Annotated in this window: 10 protein-coding genes; 4 read left to right on the top strand and 6 right to left on the bottom strand. The window is 73.5% G+C overall.

The features are described from left to right. Window positions 1-1,290, bottom strand: a 1,290-nt coding sequence (locus tag RIM90_RS23495; protein WP_309062735.1) for an MFS transporter, incomplete at its 3' end; no start/stop codon positions are given. Window positions 1,291-1,362: 72 nt separating this feature from the next. On the opposite strand from RIM90_RS23495, the gene RIM90_RS23490 reads away from it, so the two are divergent. Further along, on the top strand, window positions 1,363-2,403 hold the full coding sequence (locus tag RIM90_RS23490) for a helix-turn-helix domain-containing protein (RefSeq protein ID WP_309062734.1): 1,041 nt from the start codon (window positions 1,363-1,365) through the stop codon (window positions 2,401-2,403). A gap of 450 nt (window positions 2,404-2,853) precedes the next feature. On the opposite strand, the gene RIM90_RS23485 is transcribed toward RIM90_RS23490, so the two are convergent. The 3 genes from RIM90_RS23485 to RIM90_RS23475 form a co-directional block, all read right to left on the bottom strand. Next, a complete protein-coding gene (locus RIM90_RS23485) occupies window positions 2,854-3,315 on the bottom strand; it encodes an ATP-binding protein (protein ID WP_309062745.1) in 462 nt (153 codons plus the stop codon). A gap of 820 nt (window positions 3,316-4,135) precedes the next feature. Further along, a complete protein-coding gene (locus RIM90_RS23480) occupies window positions 4,136-4,642 on the bottom strand; it encodes an EF-hand domain-containing protein (RefSeq protein ID WP_309062733.1) in 507 nt (168 codons plus the stop codon). Window positions 4,643-4,892: 250 nt separating this feature from the next. Next, window positions 4,893-5,273 carry an STAS domain-containing protein gene (locus tag RIM90_RS23475; protein ID WP_309062732.1) on the bottom strand — a complete coding sequence of 127 codons (381 nt, stop codon included), beginning with the start codon at window positions 5,271-5,273 and terminating at the stop codon, window positions 4,893-4,895. Between the two features lie 363 nt (window positions 5,274-5,636). On the opposite strand from RIM90_RS23475, the gene RIM90_RS23470 reads away from it, so the two are divergent. Further along, window positions 5,637-6,218, top strand: a complete 582-nt coding sequence (locus tag RIM90_RS23470) for a sigma-70 family RNA polymerase sigma factor (protein ID WP_309062731.1) — start codon at window positions 5,637-5,639, stop codon at window positions 6,216-6,218. Beyond that, window positions 6,215-7,387, top strand: a complete 1,173-nt coding sequence (locus RIM90_RS23465) for a zf-HC2 domain-containing protein (protein ID WP_309062730.1) — start codon at window positions 6,215-6,217, stop codon at window positions 7,385-7,387. Before RIM90_RS23470 ends, RIM90_RS23465 begins: the two co-directional genes overlap by 4 nt. Window positions 7,388-7,421: 34 nt before the next feature. Here RIM90_RS23465 and purU read toward each other — a convergent pair whose 3' ends face one another. Continuing rightward, on the bottom strand, window positions 7,422-8,303 hold the full coding sequence (gene purU, locus RIM90_RS23460; RefSeq protein WP_309062729.1) for a formyltetrahydrofolate deformylase: 882 nt from the start codon (window positions 8,301-8,303) through the stop codon (window positions 7,422-7,424). A 47-nt stretch (window positions 8,304-8,350) separates the two neighbouring features. After that, complete coding sequence (locus RIM90_RS23455) at window positions 8,351-8,797, bottom strand: hypothetical protein (protein ID WP_309062744.1); 447 nt, start codon at window positions 8,795-8,797, stop codon at window positions 8,351-8,353. Between the two features lie 172 nt (window positions 8,798-8,969). Here RIM90_RS23455 and RIM90_RS23450 point away from each other — a divergent pair, with 172 nt between their 5' ends. Then, on the top strand, window positions 8,970-10,280 hold the full coding sequence (locus RIM90_RS23450) for an ABC transporter substrate-binding protein (protein ID WP_309062728.1): 1,311 nt from the start codon (window positions 8,970-8,972) through the stop codon (window positions 10,278-10,280). The last annotated feature ends 59 nt before the right edge of the window (window positions 10,281-10,339 follow it).

Below are 10,339 nucleotides of genomic sequence, written 5' to 3'. Positions count from 1 at the left end.
GCCCGGCCGCCGGATCACCAGCGCCATCAGTGCCGCCGCCGCGCACAGCGCTCCCGAGGCGAGCCAGACCACGTCGTAGGAGCCGAACGTGTCCCGCGCGACGCCGCCGAGGAAGGCCACGAGGGCGGCGCCGACCTGGTGGGAGGCGAGGACCCAGCCGAAGACGATCGGGCTGTCGTCGCCGTAGTGCTCGCGGCACAGGGCGAGGGTGGGCGGGACGGTGGCGACCCAGTCGAGGCCGTAGAAGACGATGAACAGGACCATCGGCGGGTGGACGCTGGGCGCCAGGAGGAGGGGCAGGAAGAGCAGGGAGACGCCGCGCAGGGCGTAGTACACGGCGAGCAGGCGGCGCGCGTCGAAGCGGTCGGTGAACCAGCCGGAGGCGACCGTGCCGACGACGTCGAACACCCCGATGACGGCCAGCAGGGAGGCGGCGGCCGTGATCGGCATGCCGTGGTCGTGGGACGCGGGCACGAAGTGGGTCTGGATCAGGCCGTTGGTCGAGGCACCGCAGATCGCGAAGGTGCCGGCGAGCAGCCAGAACGGTCCGGTGCGCACCGCCGAGGACAGGACCCTGAGCGTGCGGCGGGCGGCGCCGGGCACGGGCGCGGGCTTGGGCACGAACTCCTTCGCGCCGTACGGCTTCTGGCCCACGTCGGCCGGGTGGTCGTGCAGCAGCAGCCAGACGAAGGGGACGACCGCGAGGGCGGCCAGCGCCACGGTGACGGCCGCGGGGCGCCAGTCGTGCGTCGCGACGATCCAGGACAGCACGGGGAGGAAGATCAGCTGCCCGGAGGCGGACGCGGCGGTGAGGATGCCGCTGACCAGCCCGCGGCGCTCGGTGAACCAGCGGTTGGTGACGGTGGCGGCGAAGGCGAGCGCCATGGAGCCGGAGCCGAGGCCCACCAGCAGGCCCCAGCACAGCAGGAGCTGCCAGGCCGCCGTCATCCACACCGTCAGGCCCGAGCCGAGCGCGATCACGGTCAGGGCGCCCGCGACGACCCGCCGGATTCCGTAGCGGTCCATCAGCGCCGCCGCGAAGGGGGCGGTGAGGCCGTACAGGGCGAGGTTCACGGAGACCGCGGCGCCGATGGTGCCGCGCGACCAGCCGAACTCGTCGTGCAGCGGATCGATGAACAGGCCCGGCACGGAGCGGAAGGCCGCCGCGCCGATGATCGTCACGAAGGTGACGGCGGCGACGAACCACGCGCGGTGCACGCGGGTACGGGTCGGCTTGCGGCCGCTCGCGGGCGGCTCCACGACGGCGGCTGTCTCGCTTGTCCGGGTCACGCCATAGAGCGTGCGGGCTGCCGGGCCTTCCCATCGAGTGGCCCGAGGGACAGCATTCGCTAGGATCGGGCCATGGATCCGGTCGACCGCCTCCCCCGCACCGGCACGTTCCGGCCCCACCGCGTCGTCGTCCTCGCCCTCGACGGGCTGCTCCCCTTCGAACTGGGCATCCCGCACCGCATCTTCGGCCGCCCCAGGGACGGGCGCGGGCGGCGGCTGTACGAGGTCGTCACCTGCTCGGTCCGGCCGCCCGGGCCGGTCGAGACGGACGCCGACTTCGCCGTCCACGTCGGCAACGGCCCGGAGGCACTCGCCACCGCCGACACGGTGATCGTCCCCGCCTCCTACGAACTGGGCCCGGTGTACGAGCGGGGCGAGCTGACCGACGAGCTGGCCGCCGCCCTGGCCCGCGTCCGGCCCGGTACCCGGCTCGCCTCCATCTGCACCGGCGTCTACGTCCTCGCCGCCGCCGGTTACCTCGACGGCCGCCCCGCCACCACCCACTGGGCCGACGCCGAGCGGTTCCAGCGGCTCTTCCCCCGGATCGAGGTCGACCCGGACGTGCTGTTCGTCGACGACGGCGACGTCCTGACCTCCGCGGGCGTCGCGGCCGGCATCGACCTGTGCCTGCACATCGTGCGGCGCGACCACGGCACCGCCGTCGCCAACGAGGTGGCCCGCCGTACGGTCGTGCCGCCGCACCGCGACGGCGGCCAGGCGCAGTACATCCAGCGGCCGGTGCCCGATCCGCGGCAGGCGTCCACCACCGGCGCCCGCGCGTGGGCGCTGGGCCGTCTGCACGAGCCGATCCTGCTGCGCGACATGGCCGCGCGGGAGTCGATGTCGGTCCGCACCTTCACGCGCCGTTTCCGTGAGGAGACCGGCGTCAGCCCGGGGCAGTGGCTGACCCGGCAACGGGTGGAGCGGGCCCGGCACCTGCTGGAGTCCACCGACCTGTCCGTGGACCGGGTGGCCCGCGACGCGGGGTTCGGTTCGGCCCAGTCGATGCGGCAGCACCTCCAGGCGGCGCTGGGGGTGACGCCGACGGCGTACCGGCGGACGTTCCGGGCCGCCGGGGGCCGCTCCGGCCCACCCGCGCCCGTCGGAACGTGAGCACCGCGCGAGGCCGCGGTCGTCGCCGCGCGTCCCGCACGTCGACGGCGGTGCGGCGTTGTCCGCCCCGAGCACGGCAGCGCCGCACCGCCTTCCCGCTCCGGCGCTCCCGCCCCCGGTCCCCCCGGCCCGAGGGAACCGACGCCGAATCACGACCCGCACTCGCCGAGGGCTCCCGTCGCCGAAACCCTCGCCGTCCCCTCACGGCGAATCGCTGACGACCAGAGTGATCAATCGGTCACCGCGCGTCAACGCCGTTTCGGGTGACTGTGCGTCAATTTAGGCATATGCCCGCTTCACCGGGACCGCGCACGGGAGCACACCCGGCGCACCGGCCCACACACCCGACCCGCACGGCCGGCCGGCCGTGCACCCGTGCACCGACGCCGTCGCCGTGTCCCGCGCGGCCGTGCGCAGCCCCGCACCCGCCCGCCGCACGCCGTCCCGGCCTCACACCGCTTCGTACGCCAGCCCGTCGTACGCCGACGTGCCGCCGCCGCAGGGGGCCGCGGCCTCGCGCGCCTGCGCGCAGCGGTCCAGTTCGCACCAGATGCGCTTGCCGGCACCCTCGGAGATCCAGCCCCAGCGGTCGGCCAGGCCGTCCACGAGGGCGAGCCCGCGCCCGCCGGTCGCCTCCCCGTCCACGCAACGCGGCACCGGCGCCCGGTCGCTGCGGTCGGCCACCTCCAGGCGGACGGTGGTCTCCCCGCCCTCCGCGCCCGGCAGGGACAGCCGCAGCACGGCCGGACAGCCGGTGTGCACCACGGCGTTGGTGACGAGCTCCGAGACGAGCAGGATCAGCGTTTCGGCGAGCGGTTCGTCGGCCCCTATGCCGGACCCGGCCAGACGCGAGCGGGCCCACCGCCGGGCCCGTCCCACCTCAGCGGGGTCGGGCCGGATCTCCAGCTGCACTTGAAGCACCTGCACCGCTCACACCATCCGAACCGGCGGACACTTGGACTCGCGCCTCACGAGGGCCACGATCGTAGCCATTTTCTGCATGGCCAGAACAACGGCCGGGACAGGGGTCACGGAACGTGAATCCCTTGGGGGACAGCATGGTTGACGGACAGTCACGTCAACAAGCGCTTCGGGCATATTCCAGCGCGAAGGAGTACCCGTGCGGCATACTGTGCGACGCCCGCCCCATGGGGTCGAACGGGCGGCGGCGTTCGGCCGTTCCGCCCGGCGAGCAGCGGCAGGCACCGGCGGATCCGGAGTCACCTCGGGGGCGATTCCGGCGCGGTGCGTGCTCACAACCACTCGCATCCCACACAAGGTACCGGAGCGGACGTCCGACTCCGGGCCGTGACGAGTCGCGCACGGGGGCACAACCCGGCATCAACGCTCCGTGATCGCCGGTATGCCACATTCCGCGACATCCGTGCGGGGCGCCCCGCGACACCGCAGACGGGAGGGCCGACGGGCCGCTCCGGCCGGCGGATCGACGGCGCGCGTTCCCTCACTCTCCGTGCGCGAAACCGCACGTTGAGTCCCCGCCAGGGTGCGGTCGGGGGGCGGACGGGCCTCCGGCTCCCGGACGGACCTCGGGCTTCCGGGGGGAGGCGGTGCCCGCCGGGCCGCCCCCTCCGGGCCGGTCTCCCCGCGCACGGGCGGGCCACCGCCCGGAGAGCCCCGGGCGGGCGCCCGAACTCTTCGCGAGTCCGGGCGTGTTGCACCGCCCGTCCGCACACGCGCGGGGCCGTGCCCGGCCGTTCGGCCGGGGTGAGCGCTACTCGGGGAGGGTGAAGTAGCGCGCGAAGGCGCGCACGGTCTCTTCCTCGCCGATCCTGCCGTCGCCGTCCGTGTCCAGCGTGGTGGCCGCCGTGCGGGCCAGGTCCCCGGGAACGCCGAGCACCTCGAGGACGCGTGCGACGTCCTCGGCGGTGGCCGCGCCGTCGGTGCCGGCGACGTCGAGGGCCGCGTGCAGGAAGGGGCGGGCGATCTCCGCGAACCGGTCCGGGTTGTCCCGCAGCCGCTTGACCGCGCCGTTCACGAACTCCTCGCGCGTGATGCGCTGGTCGCCGTCCCGGTCGGCGATCCCCGCCATGCCCTGCCAGAACGCCTCGGCGCCGACGTACAGGGCCTGGCCCTTGTCGGAGCGGGCCGCGATGCCGAACTCGGCGAGCAGCGCCTTGGCCGCTCCGCTGAAGTCCTCGCGGTCGATGTAGCCGTTGCCGTCCTGGTCGAAGGTGGCGAACCGGGCCGCGATCCTGCGCTCGTACTCGCTGGTGACCATGTCTCTTTCAGGCCGCCTTAGGTCAGTGGGGTCGTCTCGCTGGGAGCGTACGTCGTGCGGGGCCGTCCGGGAGCCCGAAAGCGGCGCCTGTGCCAAGACCGGGGGAATTCCGGGACAACCGTGTGGCACGGAGGGGTGGGTGCGCACGGCTCCGCGGGCGGGCCGGGACACGCGTGTGCGGCCTTCGTCCGGCCGGTGCCGGCACGCCCCCGAGGCCGGACGGCGCGCCGTCGGCGGGAGGACGCGCGGCTCACGCCGACAGGGGGTGCGGATCCTCGTCGACCGCGGACCGGACGTCCGGGTGGATGTCGAAGAGACGGCGGACGCCGAGCGCGCCGAGCACCTTGTTGACGTGACTGCCGTCGGCGGCCCCCCGGTCGGGCAGGATCAGCCGCAGGCTGCCCTGGCACGAACGCAGCAGCCGCCGGGCGGCTATGAGCACGCCGACCCCGCTGGAGTCGCAGAACCACACGTCGGAGAGGTCGAGGACGAGGCTGTGCCTGCCGTCGGCCACCACGTCGTGCACCCGCTGGCGCAGCACCGGGGACGTCACCAGGTCCAGTTCGCCCGACACGTGGAGCACGGCCCACCGGCCCTGCTCTCCGTCGGTCACTTTGAAGGTCACCACCACGCCCTTCGCTCTCCGAACGGAAGCAGTACCTACGCTTCCTTGCAGCGCGGCTGCCCACCGGCCGTTCCCCGAAACACGGCCCGAGAAACGGTTACCAAACAGAAAAGGCTTGTTTCAGTCGACTTCGATCCGATTCGATCGGTTCCGATCGGCGCGACCGTGGGTAGGGGCGCTCCGAACGGCGTTCGGTATACGCGATGGGCCCCTTACCACCTGCGGCTCCGCGGGGGGCGCACATTGCGGCAAAGGGGCGTGTGTGATCGCGTGTGCCGACTACATTCTCGGAGACGGTGGGTACACGCTGGCTCCGGGCACCGACCGGCCCGGGACGCCAGGGGGGGAGAGCAGGGGGTGAGGGCCCGCATGACCAAAAAGGACGTACCGCCCCGCTGGGACCGCAGGATGCAGCAGCGGCTCGCGCGCGGGGAGGCGGCCGCGCTCGGGGAGCTCTACGACCGGTTCGCCTCCCTGGTGCACGGCCTGGCCCACCGCGTCCTCGGCGACGAACGCGCCGCCGACGCGATCACCCGCGACGTCTTCGCCCACGTCTGGCAGCACCCGGACACCTACGACCCCAAGCAGTGCCCGCTGCGCACCTGGCTCGCCGCGCTGACCCACCGGCTGGCCGTGCAGCGGCTGCGCACCGCCGAGACCGCGGCGCTCGCCCGCGGCGGCCCCGGCACCACGGAGGACCTGGAGCGCAAGGTGCGCCACGCCTCGGTGGCCGCCCGCGCCGACTACATCGTCCAGTCCATGCCGACGCCGCTGCGGGCCGCGCTGGAACTGGCGTACTTCCAGCGCCGGGACTACCGCCAGACCGCCGTCGACCTGGGCGTCACCGACGACGAGGCGCGCCGCCGCCTCCGCCTGGGCCTGCAACTGCTGTCCACCGCCCACGACGCCGAGGCCCCGGACACCCCGCCGGGGATCGGGGGTGCCGCGTGAGCGGGCACCGTTCCGAGCCGTACGACGGCCGTGAGGGGGAGGCCGGACCGGCCGGGCCGCTCGTGCTGGAGCACCGCGTGCTGAAGTCGCTGCTCGGCGCCTGGGCGCTGGCCGCCTGCTCGCCGGCGGAGGCGGAGGCCGTCGAGGAACACCTCGGCGCGTGCGGGCCCTGTGCGGACGAGGCGCTGCGGCTGCGCGAGGCGGTCGGCCTGCTCCAGCGCCCCGAGAGCCTCGACCTGGACCCGGGTCTGCGCACCCGCGTCCTGGAGTCCTGCCTGGAGCGGCGCCCGCCGCGCATCCCCGTGCCGGAGTGGGCCGCCGCCTACGACGCCGAGACCGCGCGCCTGGACGCGCTGCTCCAGGACTTCGGGGACGCCGAGTGGCACGCGCCGGTGCGGCTGCGCTGGTACGAGGCCGACGAGGCGAGCACGCGCCGTACCACCGTCGCCGGGGTCATCGCTCATCTGCTGGCGGTCGACGGGCTGGTCGCGGTCGCCCTCGGCCTGGACGACCCGCTCGGGGACGTGCGGGCCGAGCGTCCCACCCCGGCGGCCCGCACCGAGGCCTACTGGCGTGCCTCCCGCTTCCCGCCCACCCGCTCCGTGCGGGCGCCCTGGCGGGAGCAGAGCCACCACCTCGTACGGACCGTGTCCTTCACCGGCGGCGGCACCGGGTGGCTGCCGGTGTCGTACGGCGACTTCGAGCTGCCCCTGCACGACGCGATGCTGGACCGCGCCTTCGAGTGCTGGGTGCACGCGGAGGACATCGCCGAGGCGGTGGACTACCCCTACGAACCGCCCTCCGGACGGCACCTGCACGGCATCGTCGAGCTGGCCGCGCGGATGCTCCCGGCCGTGCTGGAGCACCGCCGCCTCCACGGACTGGCCTCCCCCGTCGAGCGGCGCCTGGTCGCCGCCGGCGAACCGGGACGCAGCCTGCGGCTGGAGATCGAGGGGTCCGGCGGCGGGGAGTGGCTGATCCCGCTGGACTCCCCCGCCGCGAAGGGGTCCGCCGAGCACGAGGTGGCCCATATCGCGCTGGACGGCGCGGAGTTCTGCCGCCTGGCCGCGGGCCACGTGTCCCCGCGGGAGGCGGCCGTCGGCCAGGTGGGGGACCGCGAGGCGATCAGGGACGTCCTGCTGGCGGCGGCGTCCATGAGCCGGATGTGACCGAACGCAGCCGGATGCAGCCGCCGCGGGCTCCCTAGGCGAACACCACCGTGCGGCGGCCGTTCAGCAGGATGCGGTGTTCCGCGTGCCACTTCACCGCGCGGGCGAGCGCCTGGCACTCCACGTCCCGGCCGACGGCGACGAGCTGGTCGGGGGTGACGTCGTGGCCCACCCGCTCGACCTCCTGCTCGATGATCGGGCCCTCGTCGAGGTCGGCGGTGACGTAGTGCGCGGTGGCACCGATGAGCTTCACGCCCCGCGCGTGCGCCTGGTGGTACGGCTTCGCGCCCTTGAAGCTCGGCAGGAAGGAGTGGTGGATGTTGATGATCCGCCCGGACAGCCGCTTGCACAGGTCGTCCGAGAGGACCTGCATGTAGCGGGCGAGGACGACGAGCTCCACCTTCTCCTCGCGCACGATCTCCAGCAGCCGCGCCTCGGCCTCCGGCTTGGTGTCCTTCGTCACCGGGATGTGGTGGAAGGGGATGTTGTACGAAGCCACCAGCTCGGCGAAGTCGGTGTGGTTGGACACCACTCCGGCGATCTCCACGGGCAGTGCGCCGATCCGCGCGCGGAACAGCAGGTCGTTCAGGCAGTGACCGAACTTGCTGACCATCAGCAGGATGCGCATCTTCTGGTCGGCCCGGTCGATCCGCCAGTCCATCTGGAAGGAGTCGCCGATCGCCGCGAAGCTGGCCCGCAGCTTCTCCACGGTCACCGGGGCGTCCGCCGAGAAGTGGACGCGCATGAAGAACAGTCCCGTGTCGTGGTCGCCGAACTGCTGGCTGTCCTCGATGTTGCAGCCGGTCATGAACAGGTAGCTGGACACGGCGTGCACGATGCCCTGCTTGTCGGGGCAGGACAGGGTGAGGACGTACTGGTCGGCCGGGGCCGCGGCTCGGGTGGACTGCTCGCTCATGCAGGAAAGGGTCCCACACGAGGGGCCGCGGCCGGCCGGCCGTTCCGCTACGCGGACCGCGTCAGGATCCGCAGCACCTCGAGGGTGCGCGGCGGGGCGTCGGGGTCCTCGCCGTCGCTCGTCGCCATCCGCACGTGCGCGTCCCGCGCGGCCCGTACCGCCTCCGGCCACCCCTGGTGCTCGAGGTAGGCGGTGACCGGCGCGTCCGGACCGACCTGGTGCATGATCCGCAGCACCCGCAGCACCGCGGTGTCGACCAGCGCCGCCTCCTGGGAGTCGCGGAAGATCGTGCCGACGTACTTCTCGGCGGACCAGTTGTCCAGCCAGGTGTCCTCGACCAGCCGGTAGACCGCGTCGGTGACGTCACCGTAGCCGTCCACGCCGGCCAGCCACACGTCCCGCTGGAACACGGGATCGGAGAGCATGTGCAGCGCGGAGCGCACATTGCTGCGCCAGCGCCACCACGGCATGTCGTTGAGTGGCATGCCGCCCATGGTGGAGGAGCGACGGCCGCGGCGGGAAGAGTTCTCCGAACCTTGCACGGTCGTCGATCGTACGTTTCCGCGTCACGCGGGTCGCACCGGACCCCGCAATTCACCTCCATGTCACCACCCGTTGACCAAGGGTCACTCCCAGGTTGGTCATGTGGCGGAATCGTGCGTGCCCATGACCGGCAGGCGACGCATCCGCAGCACATTCCTCCCCCGCCTCCTCCCCCGGCGCATCAGAGCCGGTGCCCTGGCCACGGGCGCACTGGTGGCATGCGCGTCGCTCGCCGCCGGCTGCGGGATCGTCCCCGGTGCCACGGGGGGCTCCGGGGACGACCCGATCACCGTGATGACCTGGGCGCCCGAGAACACCGCCACCACCAACAAACCCGGAATGCCCGCGTTCGCCCAGGCCTACGCCCGCTGGGTCAACGCCCAGGGCGGCCTCAACGGCCGCCGGCTCCACGTCCTGACCTGCAACGACCGGAACGACACCGTGGCCGCCGCGCGGTGCGCCCGGCGCGCGGTCCAGGAGAACGCCGTCGCGGTCGTCGGCTCCTACAGCGTGCACGCCGACTCCTTCCTGCCCACCCTCGAGGGCGCCGGCATCCCGTACATCGGCGGCTACGGCATCACCAACGACGAGTTCACCAGTCCCCTGTCCTACCCCGTCAACGGCGGTCAGCCGGTGCTGCTGGCCGGCCTCGGCCGCACCCTCGCCGGCACCTGCGGACCGGTCACCCTGATCCGGCCCGACACCATCGCGGGCGACCAGCTGCCCCCGCTGCTCGACTCGGGCCTGGAGGCCGGCGGGCACGCGCCGACCGGGGACCTGCGGGCGGCGGAGGACGCCACCGCCTACGGCGAGGAGGCGCGGCAGGCGCTGCAGCGCACCACCACCGACCCGGCGAAGCCCGGCTGCGTCGTGCCCGCCCTCGGCGACCGCACGGGCACCTTCATGGACTCCTTCCGGCGGGTCCGGAGCGACTACCCCGACGTGCGCACCGCGACCGTGCTGGGCAGCGTCGACCAGACGACGATCGACGCGTCCGGCGGGGCGTCCGGGCCGTACGAGGGGTCGTACGTCACCGGCTGGTACCCGGCGGCGAGCGACGCGCGCTGGAAGCCGATGAAGAAGGTGATCAAGGAGGAGGCGTTCGGCGACAACCGGATCGACCCCGCGGACGCCGGGGTGCAGACCACCTGGATCGCCTACACCGTGTTCCGGCAGGCCGTCGAGTCGCTCGGCGACGGCGAGGTGACCGCCGACACCGTGACCGAGGCCCTGAACGGCGGGCTGAAGGTCGACACGGGCGGGCTCACCCCCACCCTGCGGTGGAAGTTCCAGGACGAGCTCGCCGCCGTCGGCTTCCCCCGCCTGGTCAACGCCAACGTCACGCTGCAGGTGGTCCGGGAGGGCCGGCTGGTGTCGGCCCGCAACGGCTTCACCGACGTCACCCGGACGCTGCGCGAGGCGGACCTGGCGTGACCCCTCTTGCCGGACGCGGCGGTGGGGGGGGGGGGGGGGCCCCCCCCCCCCCCCCCACC

The organism is Streptomyces sp. (assembly GCF_031181555.1).
Taxonomy (GTDB): Bacteria; Actinomycetota; Actinomycetes; order Streptomycetales; family Streptomycetaceae; genus Streptomyces; species Streptomyces fimbriatus.
This window is presented reverse-complemented; position numbering and strand designations above follow the sequence as displayed.